Annotated in this window: 23 protein-coding genes; 15 read left to right on the plus strand and 8 right to left on the minus strand. The window is 71.2% G+C overall.

The window, feature by feature from the left end; all coding sequences use genetic code 11:
- The first annotated feature begins 155 nt into the window (after window positions 1-155).
- From ACZ61C_RS28300 to ACZ61C_RS28320, 5 genes are all read left to right on the plus strand, one after another.
- Window positions 156-1,088: a collagenase gene (locus ACZ61C_RS28300; protein ID WP_465310874.1), complete on the plus strand. Its 933-nt coding sequence runs from the start codon at window positions 156-158 to the stop codon at window positions 1,086-1,088.
- A 78-nt stretch (window positions 1,089-1,166) separates the two neighbouring features.
- On the plus strand, window positions 1,167-2,288 hold the full coding sequence (locus tag ACZ61C_RS28305; protein ID WP_465310875.1) for an epoxide hydrolase family protein: 1,122 nt from the start codon (window positions 1,167-1,169) through the stop codon (window positions 2,286-2,288).
- A gap of 13 nt (window positions 2,289-2,301) precedes the next feature.
- Window positions 2,302-2,445 carry a hypothetical protein gene (locus tag ACZ61C_RS28310; RefSeq protein WP_465310876.1) on the plus strand — a complete coding sequence of 48 codons (144 nt, stop codon included), beginning with the start codon at window positions 2,302-2,304 and terminating at the stop codon, window positions 2,443-2,445.
- Complete coding sequence (locus tag ACZ61C_RS28315; RefSeq protein WP_465310877.1) at window positions 2,442-2,717, plus strand: hypothetical protein; 276 nt, start codon at window positions 2,442-2,444, stop codon at window positions 2,715-2,717. The genes ACZ61C_RS28310 and ACZ61C_RS28315 overlap by 4 nt, the downstream gene beginning before the upstream one ends.
- A gap of 312 nt (window positions 2,718-3,029) precedes the next feature.
- Complete coding sequence (locus ACZ61C_RS28320; RefSeq protein WP_465310878.1) at window positions 3,030-3,734, plus strand: hypothetical protein; 705 nt, start codon at window positions 3,030-3,032, stop codon at window positions 3,732-3,734.
- 106 nt (window positions 3,735-3,840) lie between these two features.
- Here ACZ61C_RS28320 and ACZ61C_RS28325 read toward each other — a convergent pair whose 3' ends face one another.
- From ACZ61C_RS28325 to ACZ61C_RS28335, 3 genes are all read right to left on the minus strand, one after another.
- A complete protein-coding gene (locus ACZ61C_RS28325) occupies window positions 3,841-4,527 on the minus strand; it encodes an SDR family NAD(P)-dependent oxidoreductase (protein WP_465310879.1) in 687 nt (228 codons plus the stop codon).
- A gap of 11 nt (window positions 4,528-4,538) precedes the next feature.
- Window positions 4,539-4,931, minus strand: coding sequence for an ester cyclase (locus tag ACZ61C_RS28330; protein WP_465310880.1), 393 nt, complete (start codon window positions 4,929-4,931; stop codon window positions 4,539-4,541).
- A 96-nt stretch (window positions 4,932-5,027) separates the two neighbouring features.
- Window positions 5,028-5,636 carry a TetR/AcrR family transcriptional regulator gene (locus tag ACZ61C_RS28335; protein ID WP_465310881.1) on the minus strand — a complete coding sequence of 203 codons (609 nt, stop codon included), beginning with the start codon at window positions 5,634-5,636 and terminating at the stop codon, window positions 5,028-5,030.
- Between the two features lie 451 nt (window positions 5,637-6,087).
- On the opposite strand from ACZ61C_RS28335, the gene ACZ61C_RS28340 reads away from it, so the two are divergent.
- The 6 genes from ACZ61C_RS28340 to ACZ61C_RS28365 all read left to right on the plus strand — a co-directional run bounded on the left by ACZ61C_RS28340 (window position 6,088) and on the right by ACZ61C_RS28365 (window position 13,423).
- Complete coding sequence (locus ACZ61C_RS28340; protein ID WP_465310882.1) at window positions 6,088-6,990, plus strand: YdcF family protein; 903 nt, start codon at window positions 6,088-6,090, stop codon at window positions 6,988-6,990.
- A 519-nt stretch (window positions 6,991-7,509) separates the two neighbouring features.
- The gene (locus ACZ61C_RS28345; protein ID WP_465310883.1) at window positions 7,510-8,502 is read left to right on the plus strand and encodes an aminotransferase class I/II-fold pyridoxal phosphate-dependent enzyme; all 993 of its coding nucleotides are present in this window, start codon (window positions 7,510-7,512) and stop codon (window positions 8,500-8,502) included.
- Window positions 8,499-9,500: a polyprenyl synthetase family protein gene (locus ACZ61C_RS28350; protein ID WP_465310884.1), complete on the plus strand. Its 1,002-nt coding sequence runs from the start codon at window positions 8,499-8,501 to the stop codon at window positions 9,498-9,500. The genes ACZ61C_RS28345 and ACZ61C_RS28350 overlap by 4 nt, the downstream gene beginning before the upstream one ends.
- A complete protein-coding gene (locus ACZ61C_RS28355) occupies window positions 9,490-10,494 on the plus strand; it encodes a UbiA family prenyltransferase (RefSeq protein ID WP_465310885.1) in 1,005 nt (334 codons plus the stop codon). The genes ACZ61C_RS28350 and ACZ61C_RS28355 overlap by 11 nt, the downstream gene beginning before the upstream one ends.
- Entirely contained in the window at window positions 10,491-12,158 is a 1,668-nt protein-coding gene (locus tag ACZ61C_RS28360; RefSeq protein ID WP_465310886.1) for a prenyltransferase/squalene oxidase repeat-containing protein, read from the plus strand. The genes ACZ61C_RS28355 and ACZ61C_RS28360 overlap by 4 nt, the downstream gene beginning before the upstream one ends.
- Complete coding sequence (locus ACZ61C_RS28365) at window positions 12,155-13,423, plus strand: FAD-dependent oxidoreductase (protein ID WP_465310887.1); 1,269 nt, start codon at window positions 12,155-12,157, stop codon at window positions 13,421-13,423. Before ACZ61C_RS28360 ends, ACZ61C_RS28365 begins: the two co-directional genes overlap by 4 nt.
- Before the next feature lie 62 nt (window positions 13,424-13,485).
- Here the strand turns inward: ACZ61C_RS28365 and ACZ61C_RS28370 are convergent, their stop codons facing one another.
- A complete protein-coding gene (locus ACZ61C_RS28370) occupies window positions 13,486-14,490 on the minus strand; it encodes a methyltransferase (protein ID WP_465310888.1) in 1,005 nt (334 codons plus the stop codon).
- Window positions 14,491-14,631: 141 nt separating this feature from the next.
- Between ACZ61C_RS28370 and ACZ61C_RS28375 the strand changes: the two genes are divergently transcribed.
- Both ACZ61C_RS28375 and ACZ61C_RS28380 read left to right on the plus strand, forming a co-directional pair.
- Window positions 14,632-15,462: a TauD/TfdA dioxygenase family protein gene (locus tag ACZ61C_RS28375; protein WP_465310889.1), complete on the plus strand. Its 831-nt coding sequence runs from the start codon at window positions 14,632-14,634 to the stop codon at window positions 15,460-15,462.
- Window positions 15,463-15,466: 4 nt separating this feature from the next.
- Entirely contained in the window at window positions 15,467-16,663 is a 1,197-nt protein-coding gene (locus ACZ61C_RS28380; RefSeq protein ID WP_465310890.1) for a cytochrome P450 family protein, read from the plus strand.
- A gap of 13 nt (window positions 16,664-16,676) precedes the next feature.
- Here the strand turns inward: ACZ61C_RS28380 and ACZ61C_RS28385 are convergent, their stop codons facing one another.
- On the minus strand, window positions 16,677-17,174 hold the full coding sequence (locus tag ACZ61C_RS28385) for a hypothetical protein (RefSeq protein ID WP_465310891.1): 498 nt from the start codon (window positions 17,172-17,174) through the stop codon (window positions 16,677-16,679).
- A 623-nt stretch (window positions 17,175-17,797) separates the two neighbouring features.
- Window positions 17,798-18,223 (minus strand): ATP-binding protein, encoded by a 426-nt coding sequence (locus ACZ61C_RS28390; protein ID WP_465310892.1) that lies wholly within the window; start codon window positions 18,221-18,223, stop codon window positions 17,798-17,800.
- Between the two features lie 342 nt (window positions 18,224-18,565).
- On the opposite strand from ACZ61C_RS28390, the gene ACZ61C_RS28395 reads away from it, so the two are divergent.
- Both ACZ61C_RS28395 and ACZ61C_RS28400 read left to right on the plus strand, forming a co-directional pair.
- Window positions 18,566-18,970 (plus strand): STAS domain-containing protein, encoded by a 405-nt coding sequence (locus ACZ61C_RS28395; protein WP_465310893.1) that lies wholly within the window; start codon window positions 18,566-18,568, stop codon window positions 18,968-18,970.
- Window positions 18,971-19,027: 57 nt separating this feature from the next.
- The gene (locus ACZ61C_RS28400) at window positions 19,028-19,420 is read left to right on the plus strand and encodes an STAS domain-containing protein (protein WP_465310894.1); all 393 of its coding nucleotides are present in this window, start codon (window positions 19,028-19,030) and stop codon (window positions 19,418-19,420) included.
- Window positions 19,421-19,759: 339 nt separating this feature from the next.
- Here the strand turns inward: ACZ61C_RS28400 and ACZ61C_RS28405 are convergent, their stop codons facing one another.
- The gene (locus tag ACZ61C_RS28405; protein WP_465310895.1) at window positions 19,760-20,428 is read right to left on the minus strand and encodes a TetR/AcrR family transcriptional regulator; all 669 of its coding nucleotides are present in this window, start codon (window positions 20,426-20,428) and stop codon (window positions 19,760-19,762) included.
- Window positions 20,429-20,438: 10 nt separating this feature from the next.
- Window positions 20,439-21,551 carry an FAD-dependent monooxygenase gene (locus tag ACZ61C_RS28410; protein ID WP_465310896.1) on the minus strand — a complete coding sequence of 371 codons (1,113 nt, stop codon included), beginning with the start codon at window positions 21,549-21,551 and terminating at the stop codon, window positions 20,439-20,441.
- Window positions 21,552-22,229 lie beyond the last annotated feature (678 nt).

Consider the following 22,229-nt stretch of genomic DNA (forward strand, 5'->3'; position numbering starts at 1 on the left):
GGCACCGAGAAACATCCCCCCTCCCTGGTCGGGCGGCAAGGCGCCACCAACCCTACCGACAAAAAACCCCCCCTCTTCCCCCCCCCCCACGCCCCCCCCCCCCCCCCCCACCCCCCCCCCCCCCTCCCCACCCACCTCCTCCCTGGAGCACGACCATGAACGACTCGCCGGTCCGACGCGGCCTCAAGCGCTTCGCCGCCCCCGTCCTGGGCGTCTGCGCCACGCTCGCCCTCGTCACCGTCCCGCCCGCCTCCGCCTTGACCGCCCACCCGAGGACCGCCGGCCACCCCCTCGGCCCCGGCGGCGACGTCACCACCGCGGCCGCGCCCGCCCAGCCCGCCGCCGACGTCCTGCCGGTGACGAAGTCCTGCACGAGCGCGCTGCGGATCCGTGCCCAGCGGATGACCGCCGCCCAGCTGAGCGCGACCTGCTCGAGCCTCACCGGGCAGGACTCCTACTTCCACCAGCTGGTCAAGGACAGCGGCCCGGTCGCCGGCGACCGCAACACGGCGCTGGAGGTGGACGTGTTCGACTCCCGCGCCGACTACCAGTACTACGCGCCCTCGATGTTCGGCATCAGCACCGACAACGGCGGCGTCTACCTCGAAGGCGACCCGTCGGCGGCGGGCAACCAGGCCCGGTTCGTCGCCTACCGCGACGACACGAAGCCGGCGTTCGAGATCAAGAACCTCAACCACGAGTACACCCACTACCTCGACGGCCGGTTCGACATGTACGGCGACTACCAGGCGAACACCTCGACGCCGACGCAGTGGTGGATCGAAGGCCTGGCCGAATACGTGAGCTACAGCTACCGAAAGGTCTTCTACGGCCAGGCCGCGACCGAAGCCGGGAAGCGCACGTACGCGTTGAGCACGCTGTTCGACAACTCGCCGGGCAACGATCAGACGCGCACGTACGTCTGGGGTTACCTGGCGGTCTGGTACATGGCCGAGAACCACCCCGCCGACGTCACCAAGCTGCTCGGCTACTACCGCACGGGCGCGTGGAGCGCCGCGCGCACGTTCCTGAAGCAGACGATCGGCACCCGCTACGACACCGACTGGTACCGCTGGCTGCTCACCTGAGCCTGCTCCGACCGGCCGCCGAGGTGCCGGCGAGCTACCGTTGCCGAGGAGGAAGCCCGCAGCGGAGGGGAGTTCGTCGTGGCCGCCGAGCCGTTCGAGGTCAGCGTCACCGACGCCGAGATCGCGGATCTGCGCGACCGGTTGCGCCGGACTCGGTGGCCCGAACCCGAGCCGGTGCCCGACTGGTCCCAGGGCGTCCCGCTGGCTTACACGCGGGAGCTGTGCCGCAGCTGGGCCGAAGACTACGACTTCGGTTTCGCGAAGCGGGTCAACGCCTTCCCCCAGTACCGGGACACCGTCGACGGGCTGGGCGTCCACTTCCTGCACGTCCGCTCACCGGAACCGGACGCGTTCCCGCTGGTGCTCACGCACGGGTGGCCGGGATCGGTGCTCGAGTTCCTGGACGTCCTCGGCCCGCTGACCGACCCCCGGGCGCACGGCGGGGACCCGGCGGACGCCTTCCACGTGGTCGCGCCGTCCCTGCCCGGGTACGGCTGGAGTGACAAGCCGTCGACGACCGGGTGGGGCGTCACGCGCATCGCGCGCGCCTGGGACACGCTGATGGGTTCACTCGGCTACGAGCGCTACGGCGCGCAGGGCGGTGACTGGGGGTCGGCGGTGTCCGGCGCACTGGGCGAAGTGGCGCCGGAACGGGTCGCCGCCGTGCACCTGAACCTCGGGTCGGTGGCGGCGGGCACGTTCGATGACCCGACGCCCGCGGAACGGGCGAATCTCGAGGCCGAGAGGGAGTTCCAGCGCACCGGCCGGGGGTACTCGGCAGTGCAGGCGACCCGGCCGCAGACCCTCGGGTACGGCCTCACCGACTCCCCGGCGGGTCAGGCCGCCTGGATCGCCGAGAAGTTCCGGGCGTGGACCGACCACGACGGCGACCACGAGGACGCGGTGTCCCGGCAGAAGATCCTCGACGAGATCTCGGTGTACTGGTTCACCGCGTCGGCCACGTCGTCGGCGCGCCTGTACTGGGAGAGCTTCGCCCGCTTCCGGGACAAGGTCACCGCACCGTCCGGGCTGTCGGTCTACCCGCGAGACATCACCCGGCCGTCGCGGCGGGAGGCCGAGCTGCGGTTCACCGACCTCCGCTGGTTCGAGGAACTGCCGCGAGGGGGCCATTTCGCCGCGCTGGAGCAACCGGAGTCGCTGGTCGACCAGGTCCGCGGGTTCTTCCGCCTCTTCCGCTGACGACCGTGGCCGGGTGACGCTGCTGTTGGGCGCCTACGCGCTCAACTGCCTGCTTCAGGTGTTGTCGGCCGTCTACCTCCGGACCGACCTCTACCTCCGCGAAAACCTGGCCTGGGTTTCGACTCCCGGCCGGAACGGCGCAGGCCTTCCGGCGTGACGGCGGCCGTCGTGTGGTTCGGCCCGGTCGCCGCCGGGCTCGTCGTGGTGCTCGTCGGCCACCCCGGGATCGGCTCCTTCCGGCGACCGGCACTTCGGGATCCACCCGGCGATCCTGCTGCTGTCCCTCCTCGGGTTGGCCGCGGTGCCGCGTTCCTCGCACTGCTCTCGATCACGATGATCGTCACGCTGGTCATCGTCCACCAGCGAGCGCGATCCGCGCAGGCGGCAGACCACGTTTTGCCCGTGGCTCGAACGGGTATCGATCACTGAGTTCGCCAGAACGGACCGAGGGGGGTCATCAGTCTCTTGACGATCACTACCGGCGTGCGCCGATCCGGTTCCTGAACCGTGCAGGCCAAAACTGTGAACCGACGACTGCTGCTGACGCTCGCGCTAGCGGGAGCGGCGTCCGCCTGCGGCACTCACCAGCCGAGTCCGGCCGACCGGACGACACCACGCCAGCCGGCCTCTTCACCGGATCCCACCCCGAAACCCACGCCTTCGCCGTCTTCGAGAGCGGACACCACACCCCCGCTCCTCGTCGGCTTCTGCGGCACGCCGGGCTCTCCTGCCCTCGGCGCCATGACGGGCGACCTGACCGTCGCGAGCCGGAAGCTCCGCGACACGATCAGCACCTACCCTCCCGGGCGCCCGGTCCAACCGGTCGTCGAGCTCATCGCCACGACCGCGCACCGCTCACCCGGCGCGGACGGCAGGTACCGCAGCCGGTGCACCGACGAAACGGTGCGGCACTACCTCGACGCCGCGCGGGAGCTCGACGGCGTGCTCCTGCTCAACATCCAGCCGGGGCAGGCCGACTTCCTGCCCGAAGTGCAGGCGTACGAGCGATGGCTCACCGAACCCGACGTCGGCGTCGCTCTCGATCCCGAATGGGCGGTGGATCCCGGGGTCGTCCCCGGCGAAGAGTTCGGCAACACCACCGGGTCCGAACTCGACGACGTGGCGAGCTACCTCGGGAAGCTGGTCGAAGACCATCGGCTGCCGGACAAGGTCATGGCCTACCACCAGGTGGCGTCGTCCGTGGTCCGCGACGAAGGGTCGTTGGGCGTCCACAGCGGTGTCTCGGCACTCAAAGTGGTGGACGGGATCGGCTCGGCCTCCGCCAAGAGCGCGACCTGGCGGAAACTGACCAGCGATCTCCCCGACCAGGTCCGGACGGGTTTCAAACTCTTCTTCGACGAAGACACGCGAAACGGCTCCGCGCTGATGACGCCCTCGCAAGTGCTGGCCCTCGAGCCGACGCCGTCCTACGTCGTCTACGAATAAACGTTCTCCTTGCCCGGTGCGGCCCTGAGCCGAAACCATCGCGTGGATCCGGGGCCTACCAACCGGATGCGAGCCGCTCCGCGGCCCGACCGGGCTTTCGCCGTACCTACCAGGGCAGTTCGCCGCTCTCGTCCTGGAGGGTTCCGGTCGGGCCGTCCGCAGCGAGCACGGCCAGGCGCACGACCGTCTTGGCACTCTCGGCCGGCGGCCGTCCGATGCCGAACGCGGCGGTCATGTCGGTGGCGGTCGTGCCGGGCTCGACGGCGTTGAACTTGATGCCCGGCTGCGACTTCGCGTACTGGACCGTCAGCATGGTCGCCGCGGCCTTGGACGCGGAGTAGAGCGCGAGCGGCAGCCCGAACTCCGGCCGGTCCGGGTTGGTCACCGCCCAGAACGAACCGGCGCTGCTGGACACCGTGACCACGGTCGGGTTCGAGGACTTGCGCAGCAGCGGCAACGCGGCTTCGGTGACCCGCACGAGCCCGACGGCGTTGGTGTCGAACACCCGCAACGCCGTCGGGCCGTCGAGGGAGTCGCCACCGAGGACACCCGCGTTGTTGACCAGAACGTCGAGGCGCCCCTCGGCGGCGTCGATCGTCGCCAAGGCTCTGGTCACCGAAGCCTCGTCGGTGACGTCGAGCTGCACGAACCGCGCACCGAGCTCGGCTGCGGCTTTCTCGCCCCGCTCGGCGTCGCGGGCACCGACGTAGACGGTGTGGCCGTGCTGCAGAAGCTGTTTCGCGGTCTCGAACCCGATGCCCTTGTTGGCGCCGGTGATCAGGGTGACGGTCATGGATCTTCCTCTCAGCGGGTGAGCTGCCGGCGCAGCTCGCCGGCGTCGTGCAGGGCGGCCATGTGGACGAACCGTCCGTTGTGGACCCGGTAGATGGCGTATTCGGTGATCTCGAACGAGGCTCCGGTCGGTGCCACGCCGAGCCATTCCCGCACCGGGGTGCCGGTGTTGACCAGGCGCGCGGCCAGGCGGTCGCCGTCGAAGAGCAGGTCCTGGAGCTCCCAGTGCAGATCGGGAACCGCGGCCACGTCGGCCTTCTGGACGGCGATGAGGTCGTCGCGGGTGGCCGGCTCACCGTTGAGGGTCGTCCGGTCGTCGATGAACTCGGCCATCCGGTCGAACTCGTGGGCGTTGAGCTCGCCCAGGTAGCGCTCGTAGAACTCGCGCAGGTCGCGGTCGGGCATCTGCCGCCTCCGCTCTCGGTCCGATTTCCGCATCGATCGATGCAGAACTCGACCATAGCAGATTTCGCATCGATCACTACAGAAGTGGCGGCCGGCTCAGGAAAGCGGCCAGGCGCGCAACGCCGCGTCGGCCATCTCCTCCAGCTCGGCGCGGCCGACACCGCCGGCCGCCTGCACGGCGATGCCGTAGGCCAGCGCCGTGAGGTAGCGGGCCAGCAGGGCCGGGTCCGCTCCGGGCGGCAGGTCACCGTCATCGACGGCTCGCGCGAACCGGTCACGGAGGGCCCGGTACCCGTCCTCACGCCAGTCGACCAGCAGATCACGGGCGCCGCGACCGGTGTCTCCGGTGACCAGAGCCCCTTGGACACCCAGGCAGCCGTGCGGACCGGCCGGCCGGGTGGTCGTCCTGATCGCCCCCGCGATGAGCGCGGTCGCGACTTCGAGCGCCGTGGGCCGGTCCAGCGCTCGCACGACATACGCGCTCGGGCCCTCGGTGTAGCGCTCCAGCGCCCTGCGGAACAGCTCTTCCTTGTTGCCGAAGGTCGCATACATGCTGGTGGTGGAAATCCCCATGGCCTCGGTCAACGCGACCAGGCTCGCCCCCTCGTAGCCGTGTTCCCAAAAAACGAGCAGGGCGCGCTCGAGTGCCTCGTCGGGGTCGAATCCCCGTGGCCGCCCCGTCGAGCGACGCCGTCCGGTCTCCACGGCGACAGCCTACTCCTTTTCGCATCGATCACTACGAAAATTGGCGGAGGCTGGGCACCTGCGAGCGCTGCAGGAGCTGTACGAGCAAGAACCCGAGATCGCCGGGGTGTTCCCCGTTCCGGCCCACCCCGCAGCGCATGATCGCCGCCACCGCCGCCGGGCTGCCGAACACGTCCTGAAGCGAGCCGTCCCGGCGCAGCGCACTCAGCCAGGCCCACAGCGGAGCGTACAGCGCGGAGAACCCTCCGCCCGGTCAGGTGAATCGCCGTCGCCGACGAGTGTCACAACCGCGCCGTTCACTCCCGAGGTCCGATGATCCTGCTGGCGATCCGAACCCGAGACCCCGGAGGCGACAGCCATTCTCTACGCCCTGGCCGCCCTGTTCCTGATCGCGGCACTGGTCAGCATCCGCCAGGACCGTCGGCGGTTCCGCAACGCGGTCCTGCTCGGCTTGGCCGTCGCCGGCCTGGTCATCGCGCTCCTCGACGACATCGACCGGCTTCCCCCGGAAACCGCCGGCGTCGTCGTGTTCTTCGTCCTCCTGGCACCACTGATCACGGTGCTGGTCCTGACGGTCTTCCTGCTCGCGAACGGGGTGACCATGATCCGGCGCGAGAGCCGGTCCCTGGGCAACCTCCTGTCCTTCCTCGCCGGCCTGGGGCTGCTGGGCCTCGTGGTTCTGCTGGTCGCCGCCGAGTACACCCAGCACCCCACCATCGGAGCCGTGGCCGTGGCCGCGCTGGCCGCGGTGTCCTACGTCGGCTTCCTGTTCTGCTGCTACCTGGGTTACGCCTTCCTGTACAGCCGGCTGCGCGTCCGTCCCGGCGTGGACTTCGTGATCGTGCTCGGCTCCCGCATCATCGCCGGCCGGATCCCGCCGCTGCTGGCCGCCCGGCTCGACAAGACGATCGCCCTGTACCGGGACGAGCGCGACCGGGGCGGCGACCCGGTGATCGTCGCCTCCGGTGGCCAGGGACCGGACGAAAACCAGCCCGAATCCCACGCCATGGCCGACTACCTCATCGCCCACGGCGTTCCCGACGACAAAGTGCTCCGCGAAGACCGCTCGGCGACCACGGCGCAGAACCTCGCGTTCAGCCGCGAACTCATGCGGCAGCACCGGCCCGGGCACCGGTGCGTGGTCGTCACCAACAACTTCCACGCCTTCCGCGCCGCGATCCTCGCCCGCACGGCGAAGGTGAACGGACAGGTCGTCGGCGCACCGACCGCCCTCTACTACTGGCCCAGCGCCACCATCCGGGAGTTCACCGCCATCCTCATGGAGCACCGGCTCGTCAACTTCGGCGTGACGGGGTTGCTCGCGCTCACCGGCTTCCTGGCCGCGCTCCCCTGAACTCGCCTCCGACGCCCAGCCGGACCACCGCCCCGATGCCGGGTCTCGGAACTGAAATTCGGAAATGCGGGCAACAGGAGAAACCGGGCTCCATCGTCGGGGCCGGCGTCGCGGCGCGCGACCTTAGCCGAACACCGCGCCGCCCGCCACCCGTCGGTCACGAATTGCATTAATCCCGACCAGTACCGAAAAATCGCCGTCTACGCGAATTCGACCAAGGTCTTCCGCCATTCGACGACGCCTGCTCTGCCGAATGGCACAATCCGACGTGCCCGTTCCGCCGACAGGGTGACAGCGGCCAACCATGACTCTTTGTGATGCACCTGCTGTCCACGAGGGCAAATCACTCCCACGCGCTTGACAACGGCAGAAATTCGGCTCACAAGACAGATTCATGAATTACATTATTGTTGTTCAAGAATTGCACCCATGACGCCTTGACCGTGGAACGGCAACGATCGTAAGGTCGAGATCGCCCAGATCGGGAAGGTTCGTAAATTGACTCGAATCATTCATCAATTGGCATTCAATGAGAATCATTGGCCCCTGTTGCCGGGAGTGCCGGAAGCGCTGGCCGGCTCACTCGCCACCATCAACCTGACCGGTGACGCACTCGCCGCGCGGCTGGAACGGCGACTGGCCGAGGACCTCGGGACGCCGGCGGGCCGGGTGGTCGCCGGCGCGGGTTCCGGGGCTCTGCTGCAGCAGTTCCTGACCGCGCACTGCGCGCCGGGCTCGACCGTGGTGCACACCGAGCCGTCGTTCGACCTCTACCCGCTGCTGATCCGCAACGCGGGAGCGGAGCCGGTCGCGGTGCCCGCGGTTGAAGACGACCGGCAGGATTTCGCCGCCCTCGCCGGAGCCGTCGACGAGCGGACCCGGGTCGTGCTGGTGTGCAACCCGAACAACCCGACCGGCGAAGTCCTGGGCTTGCCGTGGCTGCGATCCCTGCTCGCCGCGCTGCCGCCGCACGTGCTCGTGCTGGTCGACGAGGCGTACCGCGAATTTGCCGATCCCGTCCTGATCGGGGACGCGACAACGTTGTCGGATCCGCGCCTGACCGTGGTCCGCACCTTCTCCAAGTCGCACGGCCTGCTCGGCCTGCGAGTCGGTTACCTCGTAGGGGCGGAAGAAGTGGTGGGGCCCCTGCGGCGGACGGCGCCGTTCCACCGCGTGCCCACCGTCGCGCAAGCCGCCGCGCTGGCCGCTCTCGACGCCGGTGACCGGATGCGCGCGCAGTGCCGGGAGGTGGCCGCGGAACGGGACCGGGTCCGCGCGGGCCTGCGCGAACTGGGCTTCGACGTCCCGCTCAGCGGGGGGAACTACCTCTGGGTGCGGCTCGGGTCGCGCAACCAGGTGTTCATCACGCACCTGGCCGAACACGGGGTGGCGGTGCGGGAAGTCGCCGGTGGCGTCCGCGTGAGCACCGGGCTTCCCGAGGCCAACGACGCCGTGCTCGCCGCGGCCCGCTCGTTCACCACCCACCCGCTCGTCACGGAGGCCGCGCGATGACCGGCACGATGAGCCAGGCGCTCGAGGCAGGCGACCGGTCCGAGGTGATCCGCGGCGCCCTCGTCGGGCGGCGGTCCGGGGCCGGTGACCGGTTCGATGAGCTGACGCACTACGCCATGGCCGTGCCGGGCAAGCTGCTGCGCCCGTTGATGCTCGTCACGGCCGCGGAAGCGGTCGGCGGCGCCGCCGAGAACACGCTGCCCGCGGCGGTGGCGGTCGAACACCTGCACGTGGCCTCGTTGGTGCACGACGACATCATCGACGGCGACGACCTGCGCCGCGGCCGCCCTTCGGTGCACGCGCGCTACGGCGTCGCGGACGCCATCGTCACCGGGGACGCCCTGCTGTTCGACCTGTTCGCCGCGGTCGCCGAAAGCCGCGCACCGGCGCAGGTGGTGGTGGCGGTCGTCGACGAGCTGGCTCGCTCGGGCGGTGATCTGTGCCGTGGGCAGGTGCTGGAGTCGGCGATGACACCGCCGGGACCGCATCGGCCGGGGAGCCGGTTGGCGGACTACCTCGACGTCGCCGCGTTGAAGACGGGGGCGTTGTTCCGCGCCGCGTGCCGGGCCGGCGCGCTGCTCGGCGGCGGTTCGGCCGAGCAGGTCGACCTGCTCGGTGACTACGGCCGGCACACCGGCGTGGCCTTCCAGATGTACGACGATCTGCTGCCCTACCTGGACTCCGCCCGGACCGGCAAGCCCGACGCCAGCGACGCCGCCAACCTCCGGCCGACCTGGCCGGTGCTGATCGCGCACCGCGACGGCCGGCCGGAACACCGGAAGGCCGTCGAGACCGCGCTTTCCGGCTCGCTCAGCCCGGCCGAGGCACTCGAGTCGCTGCGGCTCGCGGTGATCGGCAGTGGCGCGCTCGACACCGCTCGCCACCTCGCGCGGGAGCGCTCCGGCATCGCGGTGGCGCGCCTGCGGGAGCTGCCGGGAGCCGAGGCCGCCGACCGGCTGGCCGGCATCGCCGAGCTCGCCGTCGACCGTGACCACTGAGGCACGCGCCCCCGGGATCGCCCGGCGGACGGTACGGGGACGGGCGCAGGCGCACTGGGAGACGTGGCGGCCCTACACGACGTGCTACCCGGCCCTGCTCGGGCTCGCCGGCGTGCTGCTCGCCGGGGGCCGGCACCCCGCGGAGATCGCCGCCGCGGTGCTCGCTCCGGTGCTGGGCTGGATTTCCGGGCACTACCTCGGCGACTACTTCGACCGGCACCTGGACGCGATCGCGAAGCCGCAGCGGCCGATCCCGTCCGGGCGGTTGTCCCCCACCGCGGCGCTGACCGCGGGCATCGGCTGCGCGACGGCGTCGTTGGCGGTCGCGGTCGCGCTCAACTGGCGCATCCTGCCGGTCTTCGCGCTGGCGATGGGCGGCGTCGTCGCCTACAGCGCCGTCTTCAAGCGGATGGGGTTCAGCGGGAACCTGAGCCGGGGTGTGCTGTCGGCGCTGGCGCTGGTGATCGGCGCGATGACCGCCGTCCCCTGGCCGCCGATGGCGCTGCTGCCGGTGGCTGCGGGATTTTTGCTGCACGACACCGCGTCCAACCTGATCGGCACGGTGCGGGACGTCGACGGCGACCGGGCCGGCGGCTACCACTCGGTGCCGGTGCGGCACGGCGTCGCGACCGCGGTCAAGCTCGCGAGCGGGCTGTGGCTGGCGGGCACCACCGCGGTCGGCCTCGGCGCCCTGGTCGCCGCGCGGCCGGGCGCGCAGCTCGCGCTGGTCGTCGTGGCCGCGTTGCTCGGCGGCTGCGCGTTCTCGGTGGCACGGCCGGTGTCGCTCACGGCCCGGCGAGCCCTCCGCTCGCACGAGCTCCTGGTCGCCGAACGCCTGGTGCTGACCGCCGCGGTGGTCGCGGGGGCCGCCGGCGCCGGCACCGCCTTGCCGGTGCTGGTGCCGGCGCTCGTCTTCTCACTCGCTCTGCAAAGCCGGATGCGGTCCCGGCACGAGTTCCCGGATGGCACACCGAACAAGGGAGAGAGGCCATGACCTCGGTCCACACCGGCACGGTGGAGGAACTGGAAACCGCCATCTCGGCGGGGGCGCGGGACCTGTTCGGGGCCCAGCGTGCGGACGGGGTGTTCGACTTCGGGGCGAGCACCCTGCGCTCCACGCTCGCGACCGCGGGGGCGATCACCGCGCTGCACTTCGCCGACCCGGGCGGCGCCGCGGACCTGATCGAAACGGGCGCCGACCGGCTGCGCCGCACCCGCAACGACGACGGGGGCTGGGCGATGGTGCCCGGCCTGCCGAGTGAGCCGGGCCCGACCGCGGTGTCGGCGGCGGCCCTGCACCTGATCGACCCGGCCGGCAACGCACCGGTAGTGGAGGCCGGGCGGCGATGGATGGCGGACTACGGCGGCCTGGAGGCGATCCCGCACCCGGAAGTCGTGCTGTGGTGCCGCCAGTTCTACGGGTTCGCCGGCTGGCTCGCCCCGGAGCGGATGCGCCGGTTCCCGCTGGAGCTCGCGCTGGTTCCGGGCCTGTACCGGCGGTTGTTCGACCTGCGGCTGCCGATGGCCTCGGCGCTCGGGCTCGCGCAGGTCCGGCACCGGCCGCTGACCCGGCTGCAGCGATCGCTGGCCCGCCGGGCGGAGCCGAACGCGCTGCTGGGCATCCGGCAGGCCTTCGAACACGAGGGGTCCGCCGGCTCCTGGTCGGAAGACGCCTGGGTCACCGGGCTGGTCTGCATCGGCCTCGCGCGGGCCGGGCTCGGCCAGGACATGGTCGACGCGGCGGTGCGGTGGTTCCGTCGCACCATGCATCCCGACGGCTCGTGGGCGACGACCCCGCTGGACGCGGCCTGGACGATGTACGCGGTCCGCGGTCTGATCGAGGCCGGCTATCGCGACGACGAACGGCTGGCGGTGTCGCGGGACCTGTTCGTGCGCCTCCAGCAGCACCGGCCGTTCCTCGCGTTCGCGTGTCCGCCGGGGTTCTGGGGCTGGTCGGGTGCGGTGGGGTGGCCAGCGGTGCTGGAGACCGGCGAAATCGTCTCCGCCCTGGCGAAGCTGCCCGGGCGTGGACAGGCCGACGCCGTCCGCACGGGCGCGGCCTGGCTCGGGGATCGCCAGGACAGCCGTGGTTCATGGGGACTCTGCGTGCGCAACACCAAGGTCGCCAACAGCGGCCCGTGCCCGATGACGACGGCGCAGGCCGTCGATGCCCTGCTCGACGCCGGTGTTTCCGCGGCGGACAAACGGATCCGGCGCGCGGTGCGGTGGCTGGGCCGGGCGCAGCTGTCCGACGGCAGTTACGAGTCGGTGTGGTACCGCGAGCACACGATGGGCACCGCGGCGGTGCTGGAAACCTTCGCTCGCTGCGGCGCCGCCGACGGCGAAGCGGGGACCCGCGCGCGGTCGTGGCTGCTCGGCACGCGCAACGACGACGGCTCGTGGGGTGACGGCCACGGCGCTGCCGGCACCGTCGAGGAGACCGGCTGGGCGGTGTCGTCCCTGCTGGCGGCCGGCGAGGAACCGGCCGCGGTGGCGGCCGGGATCCGCTGGCTGCTCGACGTCCGCGCCGATGGCGGCGGGTGGCCCGCCGAGCCGGTGCACGAATACGTCCGGCGGGTGAGCCGCTACGCCAACCCGGGGTTCACGAACGGCATGGCGTTGCGGGCCCTGGGCCGCTACCGGGCGGTGACCCGATGACCGCGCCGGACGTCGTCGTCTGCGGAGCCGGCGTGGCGGGCCTCGCCGCCGCCTGCGCACTGGGCCGGCTGGGGCAGCGAGTCCTCGTGCTGGAGAAACAGCCCGTGCCCGCGCCCGTGGCCAAGGGAGAGGTGCTGCAGCCGGGTTCGCTGGCGATCCTGCACGACTGGGGCGTGACCGACCGGCTCGAAGCCGCCGGGGCGGTGCGGCTGTCGCGCCTGGTTGCCCGCGCCGCGGACGGCTCACCACGCATGGTGCTCGACTACGCCCGGCTTCCGGCCGCGCAGCCGTGGTTGCTGGCCCACGACTACCAGGCGATCCTCGACGCGTTGACCGACGCGCTCCCGAACAGCGTCGAGGTGCGCCGAAACGTGCACGTCCGCGAACCGCTGCGGACCGGCGGCCGGGTGGCCGGCGTCCGGTGCGACGACGGGGACATCCCCGCCGCGCTCGTCGTGGCCGCCGACGGCATGTCCTCCCGGTTGCGCACCGCCGCCGGGCTGAGCGCGCGGCGGCAGGACTACCCGCATCGCTTGGCGGCGTTCGAACTGCACGACGTCGCCGAGCTCGAACCGGACTTCTCGGCCTACGTCACCGACGGCGGGTTGCGGCTGCACTACCCCCTGCCCGGCCGCCGGGTCCGGCTCTACGCCCAGGTCGGCCCCGGCGAGCTGCGCGGGATCGGCCCGGACGGGCTGCGGACGTGGGCGGACGGCGTGCTCGACGGCTGTCCCGGCCTGGCGCCGCTGGCCGCGGCGTTCCGTGCCGGGCTCGAGCGCCGTCAGGTGCTGCCGGTGTCCCGGTCGACGGCGGAAACCTTGGTCGCGCCGGGGATCGCGCTGGTCGGCGAGAGCGGGCACTCGGTGCACCCGATGGCGGCGCAGGGCATGAACAGCTCGATCGCGGACGCCCACGAGCTGGCCACGATGGTGCGCCAAGGCGGCACACTGGCCGCCGACGTCCTCGACCACGCGTTGCGCCGCTACGACGAAGCGCGCCGGGCCAACCTGGCCCACATCGGGCGGACGAGCCACAACGCCGCGCGGATGATCACGACCCGGTCCTGGGTCGGCCGCCGGGCGCTGGCCGGCACCGGCCGCAACGACCGTCTCCGGCACGAAGTCATGCACACGATGTCGGGGCTCGGGGTGCGCCGGCTCACCCCGCTGGACCGGCTGCACCAGATCGAACTGCTGCCCGACCCGCGTGCGACCCGGCTCCCCGCCTGGGTGAACCGGGCGGTCTCCGTGGAGCCGGCCCGATGAGTCCGGACCGGTCCGGACCGGTGCGTTTTCCCCGAGGCATCAGGGAAAACGCACCGGGGGACTCACCCGCGGGCGTACTCCAGGATCACCAGGCCGTTCGCCCCCTCGATCCGCCCACACGGTTTCAGACCGGCAGCGGTGGCGAGCGCGTCGAAGTCCTCCGGCCGCCGTTCCCGGCCGCCGAGCAGGGTCAGCGACTGCAGGTCGAACGACGAGTTGTTCTTGGCGTGCTCCGCGCCGGCGAGCACCTCCACCACGAGCACCCGGCCGTCCTCCGGAACCGCCTCCGCGCAGCGGCTCAGGATCCGGGTGGCGTCCGCGTCGGGCCAGTCGGTCAGCACGCGGGAAACCATCAGCACGTGGTATCCGGTGGGAAGTGGGTCGAAGAAGCTGCCGCCGGCGAACTTCGCCCGGTCGCCCAGCCGGGCGAGGAACTCCTCGGCCTCCGGCCGGACCTCGGGCAGGTCCAGCACCGCGCCGCTCAGGTGGGGGTGCGCGGTCAGCACGGCCGCCAGCAGCGCGCCGGTGCCGCCGCCCACGTCGAGCACGCTCGGCACGGCGCTCCAGTCGTGGCGGGCGGCGACCTCGGGACCGGTCTGCCAGGCGAACCCGGCCATCGTCGCGCCGAAGAACGACCGCAGCTCTTCGTCGTCGCGGTAGTCCGCCCAGAAGTCCCGGCCGTGCACCGCACCGTAGGCCGAGGCGCCGGTGCGCACGGCGTGCAGCATCCCGCTGTAGGCCAGATCCATCTTCAGGCCGGGACCGTCGGCGTCGAGCCACGACCGCAGCAGCGCGTTCTGCTCGTCCAGCAGGGCCCGGGACACCGGGGTCAGCTCGTGCTCGCCCGGTGCGGGCTCGGCGAACAGCCCGACCGCCACGAGGTGGCGCAGCAGGCGGGCCAGCGCGTCCGGATCGGTGCCGGACGCCTGCGCCAGCGCCGCTGTCGTGGTGCACCCGTCCCGCACCAGCTCGGGCAGCTTCAACGCGACCGCGGACCGCACCGCGAACGGCGTGGCGAGGTCGACGAGAGCGGCGAGGGCGGCGGTGCCGGTGGTCTCACTGGTCACGGTGGTCCTTTCGGGAATGTCCCGGAGAGGGATTCGATGACCTTCTGAAGATGGCACGAAAAACCGGCTCGGACAAGTTTCCGGGGATATTCGACCATCCGTTCCGCGCGATGCGGAACGGCTGTCAGGAATGAGTGGAAAATGATTTCTCTTGACGTTCGCCCCCTCACCGGGGCGCTGGGCGCCGAGATCCGCGGGGTTGCGCTCGCCGACGTCGACGACGCCCTGTTCGACCGGATCCACCAGCTGCTGCTCGAGCACCTGGTGCTGTTCTTCCGCGACGAAGCCGGGCTCACCCCCGCCGATCACAAGGCCTTCGGCAGCCGCTTCGGGCCGCTCGAAGTGCACCAGTTCCTGCCCAAGCTGGCCGAGCACGAAGAAATCGTCGTCCTCGACTCCGACCAGGGCGCCAAGGCGGACGTGTGGCACACCGACGTCACCTACGCCGCATCCCCGCCGATCGCCTCGATCCTGCAGATCGTGCAGTCGCCGGAAGTCGGTGGCGACACGATGTGGAGCAACCAGTACCTGGCCTACGAGGCGTTGTCCGAACCGGTCCGGGAACTGGCCGACGGGCTCACCGCGCTGCACGTGTTCGAATACGGGTCGTTCCGCAGCGAGGCCGAGCACCCCGTGGTCCGCGTGCACCCGGAAACCGGCAGGCGATCCCTCTACGTCAACCGGATGTTCACCAAGCGCATCCCGCAGCTGACCGCCGAAGAGAGCGCGGCGGTGCTGGCCACCCTGTTCGCCGTGTCCGAGAGCCCGCAACGGGTGTGCCGGTTCCGGTGGACCGAGGGCGCGGTCGCCCTCTGGGACAACCGCGCCACCCAGCACCACGCCGTCAACGACTATTCGGCACGCCGGGTCGGCCGGCGGGTGACGGTGCTCGGCGACGAGCCCAAGGGCGACGGCGCACGCTGGCCGCACCACCGGGTCGCCGGCATGAGCGCGACCGCCGTCAAGGACTGACGCCGTGGACGACCGGGACTTCATGGCGTTGTACTGGCAGGATCCGCACCGCGCGCTGGCCTACGCCCGCGAGCACACCCCCGTGCGCGAGGTGACCTTCGAGACCGGGCCGACCTGGCTCGTCACGCGGTACGCCGACGTGCGGGCCGGGCTCGCCGACCCGCGGCTGGCGAAGGACTACCGCGCCGCGCTGCCCGCCGAAGAACGCGCGACCGCCCCTCCGGGACTGCCCGCGCCCATGTCGCACATGCTCACCTCGCTCGACCCGCCCGACCACACGCGGCTGCGCAGCCTGGTCACCCAGGCGTTCACCGTGCGCCGGGTGGCCGAACTGCGCCCTCGCGTCGAGGCCATCGCCAAGGACCTGCTTTCCGGCCTGCCCACCGGCGAACCGGTGGACCTCGTGGCCGGCTACGCGATCCCGCTGCCGATGGAGGTGATCTGCGCGCTGATCGGCGTGCCGGAGCTGGACCGGGAGGACTTCGCCCACTGGTCGACGGTGCTGATCGACGAATGCCCCGAACCCGAGCTGGTCCGCGCCTCGAACCAGCTGGCGGACTACCTGGGCGGGCTCGTGGCGCTGCGCCGCAAGAACCCGGACGACGCTTTGCTGTCCGGGCTCATCGAGGCGTCCGACGGTGGCGAACGCCTGTCCGACATCGAGATCGTCGCGATGGCGATGCTGCTGCTGATGGCCGGCCACGAGACGACGGCGGTGTTCGTCACCAACAGCGTGCGGGCCCTGCTGGCCGACCCGGCGGCGCGGCGGCGGCTGAAGCCGGGTGCCGCGGCGGAGCTGGTCGAGGAGCTGCTGCGCTGGGTCTCCCCCGCTCTCAACGCGTCGCTGCGGTTCGCCACCGAGGACGTGGAGATCGGCGGTGTCACGATCCCCCGCGGCGCCTCGGTCACCCTCTCCACGGGGGCCGCCAACCGCGACCCCGGCCGGTTCGCCGACGCGGCCGCCCTCGACCCGGATCGCGAACCCGCCGGACACGTCGCGTTCGGGCACGGCATCCACCGCTGCCTCGGCGCGGCGCTGGTGCGACTGGAAGCGGAGGTCGCTCTCACCGCGTTGTTCGGCCGCTTCCCGGAACTTCGCGCCGCCGCCCCCGAGGACGAACTGACGTTCCGCCGTAGCGTGCACGTCCACGCGCCGAGAACCTTCCCCGTGGTGCTCGGACAGCCGTCCGACGCGAGCTGAGCGGCCCGAAGCGTCAGCGGACTGCTTTGCGCGCGTTGATGTACGCACTCGACGGAGCCAGGAACGAGAGGACCACGCCGGCCACCGCGGCGAGGACGCTGACGTACGTGACCCACGTGCTCTGGCCCACCAGGACCGACAAAACCTGGAGGACGGTGATGACCGTCAGCACGATGCGGGCCCAGTTGCGGCCGGCGCGGAGCTTGAACGCGAACAACAGGTACAGCAGGGCGATCACCACGGCGATCACCACCGCCACGACGAGGCCGATCGTGACGGCCTGGTCGATCTGCGCCTCGGTCAGGCCGGTGCCGTTCCGCCTGCTGGCGTCCCGGGTGGCCGTGGCCAGGGCGTCCCTGTTGCCGAAGACCAGGACGCCGCCGATGAGGCTGATCACCGTGGAGGCGATGAACGCCCAGAACGAGGCCTCGATCGTGCTGGGCCGAGGCGGGGCACCGGCACCCGAAGCGGATGCGCCGGACGAAGCCGGATAACTCGGGTATTCACTCATCAGATCAACTTGGCACACCCGTCCGGGCCCCGCCCGCTGAACACGAAAGGCCGGCTCGACCGTCCGGAGCCGACGATGAAAAGCGATAGTGACACCACGAAAAGTCACGAATTTCGCGGTTTCGCCGAACGGGTTCCGCCGGCCGGGGCGGCTTCCGCACGAAGATGCAGTTCCTCGACGCCCGGACGCGGCGGCTACCAGCCACTGCCGTCTTGTCCTGAGCAGTCGTGGACAACGGAACACACGAGGACACGCTGCGCAGGATCGTCCAAAAAGGACGGGAGGATGCCGTGGCGCAGGAGCACTCGGGCCCGGCGGCGTGCCTCGGCGGCCTCCTCTACCAGCCTCATGATGCTGCGCCGCGGTGTCGGGTACGTGCGCCGCGCTCGTGCGGTGGTCGCTGACCTGCAGCACGATCCGCTCCGGCCGGGCGGTGATGCGGGCCGGCGAGCAGCCGTCGCCGTGCAGCACAGCGTTGGACACCAGCTCGTCGAGCGCCATGACCAGGTTGATCACGCGGGCTTCGGTCAGCTCGGGCGCGGGGTCGCGGTGTTGTCGCTGGTCGTGCCGGACTGCCTTTTCGCCGGCCCCGGAAGTCCGTGGCCCCCTCGGTGCGCGCGCAACTACTCCAGCACTGCGCCCTGTGGGCGATCGACCGAGGTCAACTCGGCCCAGACCGTCTTGCCGTTTTCGTGCTGAGCCTGGCCCCACACCATCGCGCACGACTCGATCAGCGTCAGCCCCCGTCCGCCGTCCTCGGCCGGCGGACGGGGGCATGCTCCGTCCACGCAGGAGTCGTCGACCTCGATGCGCAGCCAGCCCGGCCGGCGTTTGAGCCGGACCTGACGCGGCGGGGTGCCGTGGCGCAGGGCGTTGGACACCAGCTCGTCCAGCACCATGATCATGTCGGTGAGCTCCCGCGCGGGGATGTCCTCGAGGGCGGTGCGCGCCCAGCCGCGGACCCGGGCCAGTTCGGCCAGGTCGTCGGCCACGTCGAGGATGCTGACCTCGACCTGCTTTTCGGTGTGTTGGGCACGGTCAGCCGTCATCAACGATCCAATCCGGTTCGGCGCCCCGACTCCCCCAGGGCAACACAGCCACTGGACTTATGCCCCGTTCGGCGGGTGGCCAACCACGGACAGCGGTACGGCATCCGGGCGCGCAGACCGGCCGTCACGGGCAGCCTTCTCGCTGTGACGGATCCGTCACAGCGGGGTGAAGGTCGAGCCCGCTTGGCAAGAGCTGTCGGTGCCTCCGGGTAGTCTCATCGTGCGACGTCGTTGAGCACCCAGCCCCGTCGCTTCACCCCCGTCGGCACCGGCTCCGGCGGTCGCCTCGCACGCGACCGGCCTCACAGTGCCAGGGGCCACCGCATCACGGGCTGGAGCACCATGGCCGTCGACGACGCGTCCTCGCGTGCGCTGTTCACCATCGAGACTGCCGACCGCGGCGACGTGGTGGTAGTCGAAGCGTCCGGCGAGCTGGACTTGGCCGCGGAGCCGCTGCTGGGCGCCACCCTCACCCAGGCCGAGACCCGACGACGGCCGGTGATCGTGGACATGACCGCCGTGACGTTCTGCGCGTCGTGCATCCTCGGGCAGCTGGCGGCCACGGCGGTCCGGCTGACCGAGGCCGGGCTGCCCCTGGTGGTGGCCACCGACGTCGATGCCGTTCTGCGCCCGCTGACGCTGCTGGGCATGGACCGCTACCTCACGATCACTGCCTCCTTGGCCGCGGCTCTGACCACGGTCAAGGCGGCCCTGACCTCGGATCCGCTCGAGCCGGAACCAAGCTGAGCTTGCGACGCCGGAACACCCGTTCGGCGTCCCGCAACCGTTAGGCGGACGATCCGCATGACCGAACCCACCACCCTCTGCTGCACCACCTGCGAGCACCCCGACGTCAGCGTCGTGGTCGCCACCGGCGCGCTCGACCTGCACACCGACCCGCAGCTGGAAGTCGAACTGGCCACCACCGACCCCGACCTGCCACTGATCGCCGACCTGCAGGCGGTGACGTTCTGCGCGGCCAGCAGCGTGGGCCTGCTCGACGCCGCCCATGAGAGCCACGCGCACCGCGACGACCTGCTGGCCCGCGGCGGGTTCGTCCTGGTGACCCGCCAACGGGCCGTGCTGCGCCCGGTGCAGGCGCTGGGCCTGGACCGGAAACTGACCGTGGTCCCCACCATGGCGCGGGCACGGGCCTGGCTGGGTCTGCCCCCGGCCCTTGCGGCGATGTCTCGATGACCGAACGAGAGCACCGCCGGATCCGCTCCGGTGCGCGACACGACCGGAGGCCCGGGCCTCACCATTGCCACCATGGCGGCGCCATCGACCGCACCGACCCGCGCGCGAAAAACCATTCCGGATCAGGCCCAATCCCTCCCGGAGATGTCCTGTTGTGCCCGCAGAGGCCGAATCCATGAGCAGATCCTTCTGATCGGATTGCCACGCACGAGACCGTGGTGCGATCGACGCCCGTCGCGTCGCGGAAGTGACGGGACCGCCCGAAGCGCCCCCTTCGGTGACCTCTCGGAAGATGCGGTCATCGTTCGACCGGGACATTCAGCACCACACCCGGTGCTGCTATCCGGCGGCGTGCGAGCTGTCTGCTTCGACGCCACGGACCATCCGCGCCTGCTCCGGCCCGGCGTGGCCACCGGTGGCGCGCACCCCGGCGAGCACGATCGCGGTGACCCGCCGCGCGTCGGCTCGGGTGAACACACGGGCGCCGCGCCCGAGGAACAGGTGGACGGGACCGCTGAGCAGCTCGAGGAGAAAGTACGAATCGACCGGTGGCAGCTCGCCGGCCCGGATCGCCGTTTCCACCCGCCGGCGCAGCGTCGCTTGGCGCCGGGCGAAGACCTCGTCGACGACAGTCTGCAGCTGGGGATCCTCCCTGGCCGAGCTCATCACGTTCAGCAGGGCCCGTCCGTGCGGGCTCGCCAGGGAGGCGGCGAGGGCTTCGAGAAAGTCGACGAGGTCGGCTTCGATGTCACCGGAGTCGTGCAAGGGTGCCGCATCGGCGCTGAAGGCGGTCAGCGCGTCGGCGACCAGGGCCGTGCGGTCGGGCCAGTTGCGATAGACGCTGGTCTTGTTGACCCCGGCCTGCTCGGCGACGTCCTCGTAGCGCAGGCCTCGGATTCCGTCCCGCGCGACCAGCTCGACGGCGGCCTCGAGCATCTGCCGGCGCAGCCGGGCGGTCCGCCCACCCGGCCGGCGGGCGGGTTCTCGCTCGGGTCCGTCGTCGGCCACGGACGACACCCTACAGCGGCTGCACTGAGCGCAGCCGGGCGTTGCGCTCCTCGATGGCCTCCCAAGTGGCAGGAACCATGAGGTCGGCGCCGCCGCGCGCGAACTCCTGGGCCGCCGCCGCGTGGGGGCGCTGGCGCTGCTCGTAGGCGTTGAACGCCGCCTCGAGGTCATCTTCGTGGCGACCGAGCTCCTCGGTGAGCGTCCACGCCCCGAGCAGGGCCAGCGAGGTGCCGCGCCCGGCCATCGGCGTCGCGCAGTGCGCGGCGTCCCCGATCAGCACGACCCGTCCCCGGTGCCAGCTCGGCATGAGGATCTGGACGAGCACGTCGAAGTAGAGGTTCGGGTCGTCCTGGGCCGTCGCGACCAGCTCGGGAACCTTCCAGTCCTCGATCCCGGCGAAGGCCTCGGCCAGGACTCGCTTCTGCGCGCCCAGGTCGTGGTGGTCGTAGTCGATCGGCTCGGACCGGAACTCGAAGATCCCCAACGCCTTGTCGCGGTAGCGGGCCACACCAGCGAAGCACCCCGGCAGGTTGAGGACCTCCGTCACGCGGTCGCCGGAAGCCACCTGGCCGGGCGCGTCCCCGATCGCGACGTACACCCCGAGGTGCTCGGCGAAGTCCTTCTCCGGGCCGAACACCAGCCGGCGCACCGCCGAATGCGCCCCGTCGGCGCCGACGACGAGGTCGTAAGCGGCCTCGCGGCCGGAGGCAAAGGTGACCACTACTCGGCTCCCCTCGTCGGCCAGCACCGCGATCGACTCTTCGAAGCGCAGGTCGACCTGCTCGGGCAAGGCCTGCCGCAGAACGGCCATGAGGTCCTCACGGGGGATCTCGATGTCGTCGGAGCTCTCGTTGATCTCCGACATCACCAGGGAGGCCACGGCCGCGCCGGAGCGGTCGACGAACGTCGTCTGCTCGGTCATCGTGATCCGGTGCTCGAGTACCGCGTCGAGGATGCCCATCCTGCGCGCGGTCTCGATGGCCTCGCCGCGAACGTCGATCGGCGAGCCGTTGACGCGCAGGTGGTCGGCCCGTTCGACGATCTCCACTGTGTGCCCGGCCCGCGCGAGATCGATGCCCGCACTCAGCCCGGCCGCTCCTGCCCCACTGACCAGGATCCGCATGTCCGCCCCTTCGTCCGTTGACCCACCAGTAAAGCAACGCTTTGTTGCTTTAATCAGGCTAACACTCTCTTAAGGCAACGACAAGGTGAGTTAGAGAACGAGGGGGTGCGGCCTGGGCGAACACCGTCTGATGCCGGGCCCGGTCGGCTGCAGCCGAACTTCGGTGCGCCCCGGTCCGCCGGAGTTCCGCGCTGCCTGGTCCGCCTCGTTCACCGCGAAGCTCAGCAGCGCCTTCTCCGCCACGCGCACCAAGAGCAGTCCGAATCGGGAACGACACGCCGCCTACCGCGAACTCGCCACCCGCGAACCGGTCTTCGCCGGCATCGCTTACGACCGGATCGCCGACGCCACGGCGCTCTGCTCGCCGGCGACCTCGGTATCCGTCGCGCCATCCAGCCCTCATGGCACCTCGACCGGCTCCCCTCGATCAAGGACGTCCGCGCCCGCGCCGAAGCTGGACGCGAACGGCCCGCACGACCGGGGGTCCGCTCTCGGCGTCCATCGATCAGGCCTCATCCCCGGACGACGATCGACGCCAGCGGGGTCGTGTCGCAGCCTGCTCGGAGCACGCATGGCCGCATATTCGGCTGCCGGGCCTCGCGGGCGCCGCCGAGCGGTGGCGCCCCGGCGGAAGGTCGGCTCGGAGTCGCCGTTCCGAGCGGGTTTACAACGAGCGCA

The organism is Amycolatopsis sp. NPDC104587 (assembly GCF_055583645.1).